This window comes from Streptomyces collinus Tu 365, from assembly GCF_000444875.1.
Classification (GTDB): domain Bacteria; phylum Actinomycetota; class Actinomycetes; order Streptomycetales; family Streptomycetaceae; genus Streptomyces; species Streptomyces collinus_A.
On record NC_021985.1, the window covers coordinates 2,924,520 to 2,940,220 of the forward strand.

At 73.0% G+C, this 15,701-nt stretch carries 12 protein-coding genes and 3 tRNA genes; 7 read left to right on the forward strand and 8 right to left on the reverse strand.

The window, feature by feature from the left end:
• Positions 1-185: 185 nt before the first annotated feature.
• Together B446_RS12610 and B446_RS12615 are read left to right on the forward strand one after the other, a co-directional pair.
• Positions 186-533 carry a CU044_2847 family protein gene (locus tag B446_RS12610; protein WP_020939826.1) on the forward strand — a complete coding sequence of 116 codons (348 nt, stop codon included), beginning with the start codon at positions 186-188 and terminating at the stop codon, positions 531-533.
• 255 nt (positions 534-788) lie between these two features.
• Entirely contained in the window at positions 789-1,826 is a 1,038-nt protein-coding gene (locus B446_RS12615) for a rod shape-determining protein (RefSeq protein WP_020939827.1), read from the forward strand.
• A 27-nt stretch (positions 1,827-1,853) separates the two neighbouring features.
• Here the strand turns inward: B446_RS12615 and B446_RS12620 are convergent, their stop codons facing one another.
• Positions 1,854-2,798, reverse strand: a complete 945-nt coding sequence (locus tag B446_RS12620; protein ID WP_020939828.1) for an anti-sigma factor RsbA family regulatory protein — start codon at positions 2,796-2,798, stop codon at positions 1,854-1,856.
• Entirely contained in the window at positions 2,795-3,151 is a 357-nt protein-coding gene (locus B446_RS12625; protein WP_020939829.1) for an STAS domain-containing protein, read from the reverse strand. Before B446_RS12625 ends, B446_RS12620 begins: the two co-directional genes overlap by 4 nt.
• Positions 3,152-3,328: 177 nt before the next feature.
• On the opposite strand from B446_RS12625, the gene B446_RS12630 reads away from it, so the two are divergent.
• Positions 3,329-4,024 (forward strand): ANTAR domain-containing protein, encoded by a 696-nt coding sequence (locus tag B446_RS12630; protein ID WP_020939830.1) that lies wholly within the window; start codon positions 3,329-3,331, stop codon positions 4,022-4,024.
• Between the two features lie 257 nt (positions 4,025-4,281).
• Here the strand turns inward: B446_RS12630 and B446_RS41125 are convergent, their stop codons facing one another.
• The 4 genes from B446_RS41125 to B446_RS12650 form a co-directional block, all read right to left on the reverse strand.
• Entirely contained in the window at positions 4,282-5,955 is a 1,674-nt protein-coding gene (locus tag B446_RS41125; RefSeq protein ID WP_419184152.1) for a serine/threonine-protein kinase, read from the reverse strand.
• 176 nt (positions 5,956-6,131) lie between these two features.
• A tRNA-Ile gene (locus B446_RS12640) sits at positions 6,132-6,205 on the reverse strand.
• Between the two features lie 175 nt (positions 6,206-6,380).
• Positions 6,381-6,453, reverse strand: a tRNA-Asn gene (locus B446_RS12645).
• A gap of 6 nt (positions 6,454-6,459) precedes the next feature.
• A tRNA-Asn gene (locus B446_RS12650) sits at positions 6,460-6,532 on the reverse strand.
• 150 nt (positions 6,533-6,682) lie between these two features.
• Here B446_RS12650 and B446_RS12655 point away from each other — a divergent pair.
• The 4 genes from B446_RS12655 (at position 6,683) to B446_RS12670 (ending at position 12,326) form a co-directional block, all read left to right on the forward strand.
• The gene (locus B446_RS12655) at positions 6,683-6,997 is read left to right on the forward strand and encodes a YtxH domain-containing protein (RefSeq protein WP_133921334.1); all 315 of its coding nucleotides are present in this window, start codon (positions 6,683-6,685) and stop codon (positions 6,995-6,997) included.
• 84 nt (positions 6,998-7,081) lie between these two features.
• Positions 7,082-8,533 carry a xylulokinase gene (locus B446_RS12660; RefSeq protein WP_043475456.1) on the forward strand — a complete coding sequence of 484 codons (1,452 nt, stop codon included), beginning with the start codon at positions 7,082-7,084 and terminating at the stop codon, positions 8,531-8,533.
• A 131-nt stretch (positions 8,534-8,664) separates the two neighbouring features.
• Positions 8,665-10,398, forward strand: a complete 1,734-nt coding sequence (locus tag B446_RS12665) for an ABC transporter ATP-binding protein (RefSeq protein WP_020939834.1) — start codon at positions 8,665-8,667, stop codon at positions 10,396-10,398.
• On the forward strand, positions 10,398-12,326 hold the full coding sequence (locus B446_RS12670; protein WP_020939835.1) for an ABC transporter ATP-binding protein: 1,929 nt from the start codon (positions 10,398-10,400) through the stop codon (positions 12,324-12,326). The genes B446_RS12665 and B446_RS12670 overlap by 1 nt, the downstream gene beginning before the upstream one ends.
• A gap of 73 nt (positions 12,327-12,399) precedes the next feature.
• On the opposite strand, the gene B446_RS12675 is transcribed toward B446_RS12670, so the two are convergent.
• Entirely contained in the window at positions 12,400-13,617 is a 1,218-nt protein-coding gene (locus tag B446_RS12675; RefSeq protein WP_234967624.1) for an RNA polymerase sigma factor, read from the reverse strand.
• 164 nt (positions 13,618-13,781) lie between these two features.
• Complete coding sequence (dnaG, locus tag B446_RS12680; RefSeq protein ID WP_020939837.1) at positions 13,782-15,695, reverse strand: DNA primase; 1,914 nt, start codon at positions 15,693-15,695, stop codon at positions 13,782-13,784.
• Between the last annotated feature and the right edge of the window lie 6 nt (positions 15,696-15,701).

Here is a 15,701-nt window from a genome sequence, read left to right on the forward strand (position 1 = left end):
AGTGCTGGGACGAGTCTCATGTGCCTTGTGTCGCAGGGCTGTTGACCGTACATGGCGGGAAGGCGCCCTGGCGGATTCCCGCCGGCACCGCGCCCCCGCCCGGCCGGAACCGCGGACAGCCGCACCGGCCGTCCGCCACAATGGAGCCGGTAGTGGATCAAGGACACGGGGGGGCGTACGACGCCATGAACAGGCTGATGGAGTTCACCACCGACGACGGCGCCGTCGTGATGGTGGAGGAGACGGACCCCACCGGCGGGACGCGGCTCGTCTCCCGCGGCGAGGGCGGCCCGGCGGCGCAGACCGCCCGCACCTTCGAGGGTGCCCTGGACGGGGTGCGCGCGGCCGCCCACTCGGCGCTGCGCGTCTTCCGGGACGGCACCCTGCGCCCCGACGCGGTGGAACTGGAGTTCGGCGTGAAGCTGAGCGCGGAGGCGGGCGCGGTCATCGCCAAGGGGGCGGCGGAGGGACAGCTCGTCGTCCGGCTGAGCTGGAAGTCCGCGACCGAACCGGCCCCGGCGACGGGCGACTGACGGACGGACCACCGACGGGCGGACCACCGCGGCCCGGCCCGCGGCCGGCGCGGCCCTCCGTGCCCGGCCGACAGCCCGGCGGGCCCTCCGGCGGCGCGACACACCGTACGCGCCGCCCGAACCCCCCGTTCGGCGGCACCCCGCCCGGCCCCCTCCAGAAGGCGCACGCCCTTCACCCGGCAGCAGGATCGAGAGGAGGAAGAGGCCCGCCAACCGGTCGGCCGCCCAAGGCCTGCGCACTCGGGAGGATCCGCCGTGACCGTCAGTCTGGAGCAGCTGCGCCGCTGCCACTTCGCCGTCGACCTGGGCGCGGCCCGCACCCGGGTGTACGTGAAGGGCTCCGGTCTCGTCGTGGACCAGCCCTCGGTCGCGGCCATGAACACCCGTAACGGCGCGCTCATCGCGGTCGGCGAGTTCGCGGAGCAGATGACGGGGCGCACGCCCGACTACATCAGGGTGGTGCGGCCGGTCGCGGGCGGCACGGTGGTCGACATCGAGATGGCGCAGCGCATGCTGCGGCACCTGATCGGCGACAAGATGCGCCGCACACTGCGCCGCAGGCCCCGGCTGCGTGCGGCGGCCTGCACCCCGCACGACGCCGACCCGCTGGCCCAGCGGGCGACGATCGAGACGCTGGTCGGGCTCGGCGCGCGGCGGGTGGAGCTGGTGGACACGCTGATCGCCGCCGCCGTGGGCTGCGGACTGCCGGTGGAGCGGCCCGAGGCCTCCATGATCATGGTGTGCGGCGCCGCCGCCACCCAGGTCGCCGTGCTGTCCCTGGGGTCCATCGTGACCGCCCAGCGGATCCCGGTGGGCGGTGAGGCCGTCGACCACGCGATCGTGCAGCACCTGCGGCACGCCCACGCGCTGGTGCTGCCCAGCCAGTCCGTACGGCCGCTGCAGATCGCCCTGTCCGGCAACGGGCTCACCGCGCAGGGCCCGGCCTCGACCGAGATCCACGGCCGGGACGTGGCCACCGGGCTCCCGCGCAGCGTGCGGGTCGACACCGCCGCCGTGCGCAACGCCATCCACACCCCGCTGACGGCCGTCCTCGACGGGATCGGGAGGGTGCTGCGCGAGTGCCCGCCCGATCTGGTGGCCGACCTCGCGGACCGCGGGATCATGATGGTCGGCGGGTCGGCCCGGCTGCCCGGCCTGGACGAGATGCTCCGCGAGGCGACCGGCGTCCCGGTGCACATCGCCGAACAGCCGGACGTGTGCGCGGTCCAGGGGCTCGGCGCCATGCTGGAGGGCCAGGTCGAGCCGCTGGTCCTGGACCCGCTGGCCGCCTGAGCACGCCGGGCGGACGGTCGTACCGGCTCAGGGGCCCACGTGTGCGCGGATGGTCGTGCCGTCCGGGCCGGTGTGCGTGAGCACCAGGTCGGCCACGAGGTTGACCAGCAGCAGGCCGCGGCCGCCGCGCTGGTCGCGGCCGGCGGGGCGGCGCCCGGCCAGCGGGTCGGTCAGCCGGCCGCGGTCGCGCACCTCGCACCGGACGTGCCCGTCCTCCGCCCACACCGTGAGCACCCCGCTGCCGCCGCCGTGCACCACGCTGTTGGTGGTCAGCTCGGCGGTGATCAGGGTCAGGTCCTCGAGCCGCAGGCCGGTGAGGCCGAGCCGGGCGCCGTGCTCGGTGGCCAGGTGCCGGACGGCGGGCAGGGAGCCGGCCTCGAAGGCGGTGGCGAGCACACCGGGGCCGGCGCCGGGCGCGGGCGGCAGCGGCCGGTTGTAGCGGGCGACGACTCCCTCGGGGTCGTAGGCGGTGCTGGGGAGGTGCTCGGTGGTGCCGGCCGGGATCACGAGCGGGTGGGTGGCGTACGCGTCGGCCAGCGCCCGCTCGTCGAGGCGGGCGGTGTCGTAGGGGCACAGGATCGTCACTTCGCGCCCCCGGAACGCGCTGTTGATCAGCGCCTCGTGCTGCGCGCAGGCGGGGTGCTCGGCCGGGTCGCGGTCCGCCCAGACCGGCTCGCCGACGATGTGCACGCGCCGGCCGGCGGACTGGCCGTCGGCGAAGGCCCGCAGCACGCCGGGGATGATCCGGCCGGGGTTGCGGCCGGCCTCGCGCATGTCCAGGAACCGTACGGCCTCGGCGTCCGCGCCCAGCGCGTCCCGGACCAGGCGCAGGTTCTCGCCGGGCACGGCGACCGCGACCGGCCCGCCGGCCTCCAGCGCGGCGCGGACGAAGGGCACGGTGCCGGCGAGGTACTGCCCGGCGTCCGCGTAGAAGAGGGCGGGGTGCACGAAGGGTTCGGCGGTCACCGTCATGCCGCCGCCACCTCGATCGCCGGCAGCCCGGGCCACAGCAGTTCCAGGACGCGGGGCAGGGCGGGCGGCGGCCGGTCCAGCACCAGCCGCCGCGTGCCGAACCGCAGGGCGGCGTCCGCGAGGGCGCCGGCGCCCGCCACGTCCACGAAGGCCAGCGCGGACAGCTCCAGGTAGTACACGCTCCCGCCGTCGCGGACGGCCCGCTCCAGGACGCCCTCCCAGACGCCGTGCGTCGGCAGGCTCACCTCACCGGCCGCCCGGACCCCGGCCCGCCCGGTCAGCGGGACCACGTCGAGCCGCGGCACCACGGGCCCCGGCACCAGCCGCGGCGCCCCGGGTTCCGGCACGTCCACCCCGTCTCCCCCTCGCGCTTCGGCACGCACCTCGTCACGCGCATCAACAGTCTGCACGGGACCCGACTGCCCCGGATTCGCCTCTTCTTACCTCCTTCGTGTGGGTCCTTCGTGTGTAGCCATGGGCACAAGGGGCAGGCGAGGGGGCGAGCCACGGGAGCCGACGGAGGGGGAGGCATGACCTCAGCGGCACGAGCACCGCACGGCGGACGGCTGAACGCACTGGTCGTCGGCGGCCGGACGGAGGAGGGCCGGGCCCTCCTGGACGCACGCGGGGAACTGGTCCGGGGCTGTACGGACACCCTGTCGGCGGCCCTGGACGCCCTCCCCGCGGGCATCACCGGGATCGAGCTGGACATGTCCGGGGTGTCCTTCATGGACACGGCGGGTCTGGAGTTCCTCGACGCGCTGGCCGAGTACGGCCGCCTGCACGGCCTGCCGGTCACGGTCTCGGGCTGGTGGGGCCAGCCGCGCCGGGTCCTGGAACTGGTCGGCCTGGACGTCACCGACCCGCTGGGCACCGCGCTCGCGGCCGGGGTCCGCGACCGCACCGGCTCCGCGGTGGCCCTCGAACGGGCGGAACAGCTGCGGGAGCTGCGCGAGGAGATCGAGCAGCTGCGGCACGCGATCGACTCCCGCCCCGTGATCGACCAGGCGCGCGGCATCCTGATGGCCGCCCACGGCTGCGGCCCGGAGCGGGCCTGGGACATCCTGCGGGAGGCGTCGCAGCGGTCCAACACCAAGCTGCGCGAGGTGGCCGCGGCGGTCACCGCGAGCACCGTCCCCGACGGACCCGTGCCGCCGGAGGAGCTGCGGACGGCACTGCGCGAGGCGGTGGCCCGCCACGCGCCGCCGTCCGGCGGCGAGCGGTGACGGGTCAGTACGGCAGGATGCGCCCGGAAGGCGTCCTGCGGTCGATCTCCTGCCCGCGCGGGGCGGCCGGCCGACGACTCACACGTACCCGGATCCGACGGTCCATGACGCCCTCCTCTGTCCGGTACCGCCCCACGGCGGTGGTCCGTAGGAGGTCCGTGCCCAGGACAAGGCATGTCCAAGCCAATGCGGCGGCACGTCTTGACCTGTGAACGGCTGTTGGCGAAACCGCTTGACGGGCCGGGCCGGACGGTGCGTCACCGGTGCGGGAGGTACCGTCCGAGCACGGGGTCGAGCCGTGCGATCCACTCGGTGAGCCGGGCCGAACGGCGGGCGTTCAGCTCGCAGTCGTAGACATCGCCGTCCCACAACTGGACGGTGACCGTGAGCCGGTTGCCGCGCGTGCCGGGCGTCCGCCGCACGACGGCGATCTCCGCCCACTCGAAGTCCGCCGCGACCCCGCCGAGTTCGAGGACCACCCCGGCCGCGTTCACGACGACACGGGCGTCGCCGTCCCCGAGCACGACCTCCGGCGCGCCGTACGGCAGCGGCGGCCCGAACCCGTACCCGGCCTGCGGCGGGACCGGCGGCGCGGGCGGCAGGTACGGGGGCGTGCCGGGCACCGGGGAGGTCACCGCGAGGTGCGGGGGCGTCGCGTACGCGGCCAGGTGCGGAGGTGTCGCCGGGGCCCCCGGCGAAGCGGGGAGGTGCGGGGGCGTGCCCGGGGCGTCGGGCGAGGCGGCGGGGTGCGGGGGTGCCGACGCGGCCGCGGAAAGCGCGCCTTGGGGTGACGGCGTCGCCGGGGCCGCGGACGAAGCGGGCAGGTGCGAGGGAGTCGCCGGGGCCCCGGGCGAAGCGGCCAGGTGCGGCGGCGTCGCCTGCGCGGCCAGGTGCGAAGGAGTCGCCGGGGGCACGGACGAAGCGGGCAGGTGCGAGGGAGTCGCCGGGGCCGCGGACGAAACGGCCAGGTGCGAGGGAGTCGCCGGGGCCGCGGACGAAGCGGCCAGGTGCGAGGGAGTCGCCGGGGGCGCGGACGAAGCGGCCGGGTGCGGGGGTGTGGCGGGGGCCGCCGGAAGATGCGGTGGCGGTGTCGGGGCCGGTGGGGCGGTCGCGAGGGTCGGGGGGTGCGACGGCGCGTCCGGCCGGGCCGGGGCGGCCGGCTCGCCGGTGAGGAGGTCGAGCAGTTCGGCGGGGGCCGGACGGGCCGCGGGGTCCTTCGCCAGGCAGGCCGTCACCACGTCCACCAGCCCGGCCGGTACCGCGGACGTGTCCGGCGGCTCGTGCACGGAGCGGTACATCAGCCCCATCGGCGTGCCCTCGCCCCAGGCGCTGCCGCCTGCCGCGGCCACCAGGACGGCGCCGAGGGCGAACACGTCGGCGGCGCCGCCGACATCGTGGCCGAGCGCCTGCTCGGGGGCGAGGAAGCCGGGCGTGCCGAAGGCGGTCCCGGTGGCGGTGAGCCGGGTGGACTCGACGGCCCGGGCGATGCCGAAGTCCAGGACGCGCGGCCCGTCGTCGGCCATGACGATGTTGCCGGGCTTGAGGTCGCGGTGCACCAGACCGCAGGAGTGGATGGACTCCAGCGCCTCGGCGAGCGCGGCGGCGAGCGCCCGCAACTGCGCCTCGTCCATGGCCCCCTGGGCGGCGAGCCGGGCCGCGAGGGTCGGGCCCGGGATGTAGGCGGTGGCCAGCCACAGCGGGTCGCCGTCGACGTCCGCGTCCACCACGGACGCGGTGTGGAAGCCGCCGACCGCGCGGGCCGCCTCCACCTCGCTGCGGAACCGCTCGCGGAAGACCGGGTCCGCCGTCAGTTCCGCCTTGGCGACCTTCAGCGCCACCGCACGCCCACCGCGCGTCCGCGCGAGAAACACGGTTCCCATCCCACCCTCACCGAGCTTCCGCTCGACGAGGTAGCCCCCTATGCGTTCCATGCGCACAGTATGGCGCCGGGCGCGGCGCCGTGATCGGGGTGAGTGTCCTTCGGAGACCGCCGGATGTCCGTCGGATGCTGCTCGGAGCGGGTGAACGGTTGCCACTCCTGCGGTGTGGCAACCACCCTGCGTACGGGCTCACAGGTCAGATCGATTCTGCGCCTGTACTTGCTGGGTGGGGCGGGTGGGACTCGAACCCACGGCCGACGGATTATGAGTCCGCTGCTCTAACCGGCTGAGCTACCGCCCCATAGCGGCGTGTCGCGTACATGTGTGCGCGCCGTCTGCCGCAGCATAGCCGCTCATACGATCTCCTGCTTCGGATGGTCGGCTTCCGCGCTGCTTCCTGACCTTGAGACTTCGCCCAGCCCAGGGCGGTTCCCGCGGGCATGAAAAAGGACCCCGAAGGGTCCTCGTTCAGCGTGCTCCCCCGACTGGACTCGAACCAGTAACCTGCCGGTTAACAGCCGGCTGCTCTGCCAATTGAGCTACGGAGGACCGAAGCTCCCCCGACTGGACTCGAACCAGTAACCTGCCGGTTAACAGCCGGCTGCTCTGCCAATTGAGCTACGGAGGATTGCCTCGTTGCATCGAACGTACCTACCTGGGTATTCGCCAGGGGGCGGGCGCTCGCTGCGACACATACATTAGCGCAAGCAGGGGGGTGCTCCGCCAATCGGTATCCCTCGGCCCCGACGCCGCACCACAGACCCACGCAAGGAGAAGGGTGACAGCCATGCGCTACCGGCTCACGTTCGTCGCCGGACTGGCCCTCGGTTACGTGCTCGGCACGAGGGCCGGGCGCGAGCGTTACGAGCAGCTGAAGAAGTCAGCTCGGCGGATCTCGCAGAACCCGGCCGTCCGCAACACCGCCGAGACGGCCGCCCAGCAGGGCCGCGTCTACGCCGGCAAGGCCCTGCACACGGTGAGCGACAAGGTCGGTGACCGGGTCCCGGAGTCGGTGGCCCAGCGGGTGCGCTCCCTGCGCGACCGCAACGTCAACGGCACGCCCGAGGACGACTGGGGCACCAGCAACACCTAGGACGCGGGCTTCACGGGGCCGGTGGGCGCGGGGATACGCGCCCACCGGCCGAAGCAAGCGCCGCGGTACGGCAGAATTTTGGCCATGGGGATAGTCGCCGGGTTGGACAGCTCGCCCGATTTCACTCGCATCGTCGTCTGCGACGCGGACACCGGAGCCGTGCTCAGGCAGGGCTACGCCCAGCATCCGGTGGACACACCGGAAGGGGGGCGGCCCAGCGACGTGGACCCGCAGGCCTGGCTGCTGTCCCTGGGCGAGGCCGCGGGCGGCGGACTGCTGGAGGGCGTGCAGGCCATCGGCGTGTCCGCGCAGCAGAACGCGCTGATCCCGCTGGACGCGCAGGGCAACACGGTCCGCCCGGCGATCACCGGCGGGGACAAGCGGGCGCAGGTCGCCGCCGCCGACCTCGTCGACGCGTTGGGCGGCCGGGAGGCCTGGGCGCAGGCCGTGGGATGCGTGCCGCAGGCCGCGCGGCCGGTGACCAAGCTGCGCTGGCTCGCGAAGAACGAGCCCGAGAACGCCCGCCGCACGGCCGCCCTGCTCCAGGCCCACGACTGGCTGGTGTGGCAGCTCCTCGGACGGCCGGTGCGCCGGACCACCGACCGCGGCGGGGCCTCCGGCACCGGCTACTGGTCCGCCGCCACCGGCGCCTACCGGCCCGACCTGGTCGAGCTGGCGCTGGGCCACCAGGCGATGCTCCCCGAGGTGATCGGCCCGTCGGACGCGGCCGGCACCACCCCGGAGGGCCTGCTGATCTCGGCGGGCACCGGGGAGACCATGGCCGCCGCGTTCGGGCTGGGGATCGGGCTCGGTGACGCGGTCGTCTCGCTCGGCGCGTCCGGGTCCGTGATGGCCGTGCATCCCGAGGCGCTCGCCGACCAGACCGGGATGATCACCTCCCTCGCCGACGCCACCGGCATGCACCTGCCCGTCGTCACCACACTGAACGCGGTGCGGGCCCTGCGCGGCACCGCCGAACTCCTCGGGCTGCCGGATCTGGAGAGCCTGTCCGACCTGGCAATGAAGTCCACGCCGGGGTCGCACGGGCTGGTCCTGCTCCCCTACCTGGAGGGCGAGCGGACCCCGCACCTGCCGCACACCGCGGGCACGCTCGCGGGGCTGCGGCGCGAGTCGATGAAGGCCGAGCACCTGGCGCGGGCCGCGTTCGAGGGCATGCTGTGCGGGCTCGCCGACGCGCTGGACGTGCTGCGCGGGCGGGGCGTGGAGGTGCGGCGGATCTTCCTGCTCGGCCAGGCCGCCGAGCTGCCCGCGGTACAGGCCGCGGCGCCCTCGCTGTTCGGCGCGCAGGTGGTCGTACCGCAGCCGGCCGACTACGCGGCGATCGGCGCGGCCCGGCAGGCCGCCTGGGCGCTCGGCGTGTCGCAGGGCGTGCTCGATCCCCGCAACCCGCCCGCCTGGCAGGGAGCGGCCGCGCAGGTCCTGGAGCCGGGCGACGACCTGGCGGTGGGCCAGGCGGTGCGGCAGCAGTTCGTGTCGGTACGGGAGCAGACCCACCCCGGGGCGTTCCGCTCGTAGCGGCCCAAACCCCCGGCGCCGCAGAAGTACGCCGATGGGTTAATCGGTTGAGGTAACGCGGGTGGAGTGCCCGACGATAGGGGCGAAGGGCACACCGGCCCGCCCCCATCGCCGACTCCGAGAGACGTAGCGTGCTCATACGACTTCTGCGGACCTATCTCAGGCCCTACAGGAAACCCATTGCCTTCCTGGTGCTGCTGCAGTTCCTGCAGACCTGCGCCACCCTCTACCTGCCCACGCTCAACGCCGACATCATCGACAACGGTGTCGTGAAGGGGGACACGGACTACATCCTGTCCTTCGGCGCCCTCATGATCGGCATCTCGCTGGCCCAGGTCGTCTGCAACATGGGCGCCGTCTACTTCGGCGCCCGGACCGCCGCCGCGCTCGGCCGGGACGTGCGCGGAGCCGTCTTCGACCGGGTGCAGTCCTTCTCCGCGCGTGAGGTGGGTCACTTCGGGGCGCCTTCGCTCATCACCCGGACCACCAACGACGTGCAGCAGGTCCAGATGCTGGCCCTGATGACGTTCACCCTGATGGTCTCGGCGCCCATCATGTGCGTCGGCGGGATCGTGCTGGCGCTCGGCCTGGACGTGCCGCTGTCCGCGGTGCTCGTGGCCGTGGTACCGGTGCTCGGCATCTCCGTGACCCTGATCGTGCGCAGGCTGCGGCCGCTGTTCCGGTCCATGCAGGTCCGCCTGGACACGGTGAACCGGGTGCTGCGCGAGCAGATCACCGGCAACCGGGTGATCCGTGCCTTCATCCGGGACGAGTACGAGAAGGGCCGGTTCGGGAAGGCGAACGGCGAGCTGACCGACATGCAGCTGGCCACCGGCCGGATGCTCGCGCTGATGTTCCCGATCGTCATGACGGTGGTGAACGTGTCGTCGATCGCGGTGGTGTGGTTCGGCGCCCACCGGATCGACAGCGGCGGGATGGCGATCGGCGACCTGACCGCGTTCCTCGCCTATCTGATGCAGATTGTCATGTCTGTGATGATGGCCACATTCATGTTCATGATGGTGCCGCGCGCGGAGGTCTGCGCCGAGCGCATCGAGGAGGTCCTGGGCACCGACTCCAGCGTGGTGCCGCCGCTCGCGCCGGTCACCGAGCTGCGCCGGCACGGGCACCTGGAGATCCGGGGCGCGGGCTTCCGCTATCCGGGTGCCGAGGAGCCGGTGCTGAAGTCGATCGCCCTGGTGGCCCGGCCGGGCGAGACGACCGCCGTCATCGGCTCGACCGGCAGTGGCAAGTCCACGCTGCTGGGGCTGGTCCCCCGGCTGTTCGACGCCACCGAGGGCGAGGTACTGGTGGACGGCGTGGACGTCCAGCAGGTCGACCCCGGGCTCCTGGCGAAGACGGTCGGCCTGGTGCCGCAGAAGCCGTACCTGTTCGCGGGCACGGTCGCCACCAACCTGCGCTACGGCAATCCGGACGCCACCGACGAGGACCTGTGGCACGCGCTGGAGGTCGCGCAGGCCAAGGACTTCGTGACGAAGCTGGAGGGCGGTCTGGACGCGCCGATCGCCCAGGGCGGCACGAACGTCTCGGGCGGTCAGCGCCAGCGGCTCGCCATCGCCCGCACGCTGGTGCAGCGCCCGGAGATCTACCTGTTCGACGACTCCTTCTCCGCGCTCGACTACGCCACCGACGCGGCCCTGCGCGCCGCGCTGGCCCGGGAGACCGCCGAGGCGACCGTCGTCATCGTCGCCCAGCGGGTGGCGACCATCCGGGACGCGGACCGGATCGTCGTGCTCGACGAGGGCCGGGTGGTCGGCTCCGGCCGGCACCACGAGCTGATGGCGGGCAACGAGACCTATCGGGAGATCGTGCTCTCCCAGCTCACGGAAGCGGAGGCCGCCTGATGGCCGGGCCCATGGGACGCATGATGGCCGGGGGCGGCCCCGACCAGCGCTCGATGGACTTCAAGGGGTCGGGCAGACGGCTCGTCGCCCAGTTCAGGCCCGAACGGGTCACCATCTACGCCCTGCTGGCGTGCGTGGTGGTCAGCGTGGGGCTCAGCGTGATCGGCCCCAAGATCCTGGGGCGGGCCACCGACCTGGTGTTCGCCGGCATCATCGGCCGCCGGATGCCCGCCGGGGCCACCAAGGAGCAGGTGCTCCGGTCGATGCGCGACCACGGCCAGGGCCGGATCGCGGACATGCTCAAGAGCACCGACTTCACCCCCGGCCAGGGCATCGACTTCACGGCCGTCGGCCATGTGCTGCTGCTCGCGCTCGGCACGTTCCTGGTCGCCGGTCTGCTGATGGCGGTCGCCACCCGGCTGGTGAACCGTGCGGTCAACCGCACGATGTACCGTCTGCGCGAGTCCGTGCAGACGAAGCTGTCGCGGCTGCCGCTGTCGTACTTCGACAAGCGCCAGCGCGGTGAGGTGCTGTCCCGTGCGACCAACGACATCGACAACATCGGGCAGACGCTCCAGCAGTCGATGGGGCAGCTCATCAACTCGCTGCTGACCATCATCGGCGTGCTCGTGATGATGTTCTGGGTCTCCTGGATCCTGGCGCTGGTCGCACTGGTGACCGTGCCGCTGTCGTTCGTGGTCGCCACCCGGGTCGGCAAGCGGTCGCAGCCGCACTTCGTGCAGCAGTGGCGCTCCACGGGCAAGCTGAACGCGCACGTCGAGGAGATGTACACCGGGCACACCCTGGTGAAGGTGTTCGGGCGGCAGGAGGAGTCGGCGAAGCAGTTCGCCGAGCAGAACGAGGCGCTGTACGAGGCCTCCTTCAGGGCGCAGTTCAACAGCGGGGTCATGCAGCCGCTGATGATGTTCGTGTCGAACCTGAACTACGTGCTGGTGGCGGTCGTCGGTGGCCTCAGGGTCGCGTCGGGCGCGCTGTCCATCGGTGACGTGCAGGCCTTCATCCAGTACTCGCGGCAGTTCTCGATGCCGCTGACCCAGGTCGCGTCGATGGCGAACCTGGTGCAGTCGGGTGTCGCCTCGGCCGAGCGGATCTTCGAACTCCTGGACGCGGAGGAGCAGGAGGCGGACCCGGTGCCGGGCAAGCGGCCGGCCGAGCTGCGCGGCCGGGTGGTCCTGGAGCACGTGTCGTTCCGCTACGAGCCCGAGAAGCCGCTGATCGAGGACCTGTCGCTGACCGTGGAGCCGGGCCAGACGGTGGCGATCGTCGGGCCGACCGGTGCGGGCAAGACCACGCTGGTCAACCTGCTGATGCGGTTCTACGACGTCTCCGGCGGGAGCATCCTGCTGGACGGCGTGGACATCCGCCGGATGTCCCGGGACGACCTGCGCTCCGGGATCGGCATGGTGCTCCAGGACACCTGGCTGTTCGGCGGCACCATCGCGGAGAACATCGCCTACGGCGCCTCGCGCGAGGTCACCCCGGGCGAGATCGAGGAGGCGGCGCGGGCGGCCCACGCGGACCGGTTCATCCGCACCCTCCCCGACGGCTACGACACCGTGATCGACGACGAGGGCACGGGGGTCAGCGCCGGTGAGAAGCAGCTCATCACCATCGCGCGGGCGTTCCTGTCCGATCCGACGATCCTGGTGCTGGACGAGGCGACCAGCTCCGTCGACACCCGCACCGAGGTGCTGATCCAGAAGGCGATGGCCAAACTCGCCGACGGGCGGACCTCGTTCGTCATCGCGCACCGTCTCTCCACGATCCGGGACGCCGACACCATCCTGGTGATGGAGAACGGTTCCATCGTCGAACAGGGCGCGCACACGGACCTGCTGGAGGCCGACGGGGCGTACGCGCGGCTGTACAAGGCCCAGTTCGCGCAGGCGGTCGCCGAGGTCGACTGATCGGACCGGCCGGGCCGGCGGGACGGACCCGGGGGCCGCTCACCGAGGTGGGCGGCCCCCCGTGCGTCCGGACTCAGTCGAGGTAGCCCCGCAGCTGGTCGGCGAAGGCGTGGTCCCTGAGCTTGTTCAGGGTCTTGGACTCGATCTGCCGAATCCGCTCCCGGGTCACGCCGAACAGCCGGCCGATCTCCTCCAGGGTGCGCGGGCGGCCGTCGGCCAGGCCGTAGCGGAGCTGGACGACCTTGCGCTCGCGTTCGCCGAGGGTGGAGAGGACCGCCTCCAGATGCTCCCTGAGCAGCAGGAACGCGGCCGACTCGACGGGTGACGCGGCGTCGCCGTCCTCGATGAGGTCGCCGAGGGCCACGTCGTCCTCCTCGCCGACCGGGGCGTGCAGGGACACCGGTTCCTGGGCGAGCCGCAGCACCTCGCCGACCCGCTCGGGCGGCAGTTCGAGGTGGGCGGCGACCTCCTCGGGCGTCGGCTCGTAGCCGCGTTCCTGGAGCATGCGGCGCTGGACGCGCACGACCCGGTTGATCAGCTCCACGACGTGCACGGGGACGCGGATGGTGCGGGCCTGGTCGGCCAGCGCGCGGGACATGGCCTGCCGGATCCACCAGGTGGCGTAGGTGGAGAACTTGTAGCCGCGGGCGTAGTCGAACTTCTCCACGGCCCGGATGAGCCCGAGGTTGCCCTCCTGGACCAGGTCGAGCATGGTCAGCCCGCGACCGACGTAGCGCTTGGCGACGGAGACCACGAGCCGCAGGTTGGCCTCGATGAGGCGGCGCTTGGCCATCCTGCCCATGACGACGAGCCGGTCCAGGTCGTGCGCGAGTCTGCTGTCCAGGTCGGGGGTGCTGCCGAGCTTCTCCTCGGCGAACAGCCCGGCCTCGACCCGGCGGGCGAGTTCGACCTCCTCGGCCGCGGTGAGCAGCGGGATGCGGCCGATCTCGCGCAGGTACTGGCGGAACAGGTCGGCGGAGGGGCCGCCGGTCTCGGCGCGGGCGGCGAGCCGTGCCGCGGCGCGCCCGGCGGTGTCGTCGAGTTCCCCGGGGCCCTCGGGTTCCTCGCTCTCCGCGGCTTCGGCGGCTTCTTCCGTGAGCGCTTCGGCGGGCGGCTCCGCCGGCTCGGCGGACGCCCCCTCCGGGTGCTGGGGGGCTCGGCCCTGGGGCGGCACGGCCACGAGGACGTCCGGCTCCGCGTCCGACTCGTCCGCGGACGTGCTGGTGGCGCTGGTACTGCCGTCGGTCTCGGTGAGGGTCTGGGTCTGCACGGGGGCGACCTCCAGGATGATCGCTGCTCAGCGGTCCGGCAGCGGCACTTCGGGAGCGGAGGACTCGGGCACCGCACCCAGTGTGGAGTACGACACATCCCCGCCACGAGGGGCGTGCGGTGACTTTTTGCGTCCGGTCCGTGACCCACTGGTGATCGTGGCGGGCAGACCGGGCGCCCGGAGCGCTAGAGCGCCTCCGCTCCCCGCTCCCGAAGGGCCTGGTCGTACTGCTGGAGGACCCACATCTCGTTCTGCACGGCGGCCAGCTCGGCGGGGTCGCCACCGGTGGACAGCCGGGTCAGCTGGGACTGGATGTCGCGGACGCGGCGCTCCACGGCGCGGCGGCGGATCTGCACCAGGACCGTGCCCGCGTACGTCTCGTCGACGGTGCGGCGCAGGATCGGCTCGACGGCCAGTTCGGTGACCATCGCGCGGACGGCGTCGTCGGGCGCGGCCTCGCGGACCCGGATCAGGTACTCCTGCGCGTCCTGGACGCCGTACTCGGCGCCGCCCGCCTCGGCGATCGCCCGGTGCACGGCCGTGTAGGGCGGGGCGGTGAACTCGTCGGCGCCGTACGCGTCGAACGCCGGGGAGACGAGTTCGGGCCGCTGGAGGGCGAGCTTGAGGAGTTCGCGTTCGGCGGCGTGCACGGGATTGCGCAGGGTGAGGGCCGGTCCGGACGGGGCCGCGGCGCGGGGGCCGGTCTCCCACGGCTGCTGGGGGCCGCGGGACTGCTGCTGCGGGCCGCCCCGGCCGCCGCCGCGCTCGCGGGCCCAGCGGGCCAGCTGGGCGACCCGCTTGACCACGAACTGGGTGTCGAGGATGCCGAGCATGCCGGCGAGTTCGACGGCGACCTCGTGCTGGGCGCCGCTGTTCTTGATGCGGGCGACGATCGGGGCGGCCTCGTCCAGGGCGGCGGCGCGGCCGGCGGGGGTGTTGAGGTCGTAGCGGGCCACGATCTGGCGGAGCGCGAACTCGAAGAGCGGGGTGCGCGGTTCGGCCAGGTCGGCGACCGCGTCGTCGCCCTTGGCCAGGCGCAGCTCGCAGGGGTCCATGCCGTCGGGCGCGATGGCGATGTAGGTCTCGGCGGCGAACTTCTGGTCGTCCTCGAAGGCGCGCAGCGCGGCCTTCTGGCCGGCCGCGTCGCCGTCGAAGGTGAAGATCACGCGCGCCGAGCCGTTGTCCATGAGCAGACGGCGCAGGATCTTGATGTGGTCGCCGCCGAAGGCCGTGCCGCAGGTGGCGATGGCGGTGGTGACACCGGCCAGGTGGCAGGCCATGACGTCGGTGTAGCCCTCGACGACGACGGCCCGGCTGGTCTTGGCGATGTGCTGCTTGGCGAGGTCGATGCCGTACAGCACCTGGGACTTCTTGTAGATCGCCGTGTCGGGCGTGTTCAGGTACTTGGGGCCGTTGTCCGCCTCGTAGAGCTTGCGGGCGCCGAAGCCGACGACCTCGCCGCCGATGTCGCGGATCGGCCACATCAGCCGGCCCCGGAAGCGGTCGATGGGACCGCGCCGGCCCTCCTGGGACAGCCCGGAGAGGATCAGTTCCTTGTCCGTGAAGCCCTTGCCGCGCAGGTAGCGGGTGAGGTGGTCCCAGCCCTGGGGGCTGTAGCCGACGCCGAAGTGGACGGCGGCGGCCTGGTCGAAGCCGCGCTCGGCGAGGAAGACCCGGCCGGTCTCGGCCTCGGGGCCGGTGGCGAGCTGCTCGGCGTACCACTGGGCGGCGATCTTGTGCGCCTCGACCAGGCGGATGCGCTCGCCGCGCTGGTGGGCGGGGTTGTAGCCGCCCTCCTCGTAGCGCAGCGTGATGCCGGCCTGGGCGGCGAGGCGCTCGACCGCCTCCGAGAAGGAGAGGTGGTCCACCTTCATCACGAAGGTGAGGGTGTCGCCGCCCTCCTGGCAGCCGAAGCAGTGGAAGAGTCCCTTGCTCGGGCTGACCTGGAAGGACGGCGACTTCTCGTCGTGGAACGGGCACAGGCCCTTGAGGTTGCCGCCGCCCGCGTTGCGCAGCTGGAGGTACTCGGAGACCACGGCGTCGATCGGGACCGCGTCCCGTACCGCCTTCACGTCCTCGTCGTTGATCCGTCCTGCCACGGGTGA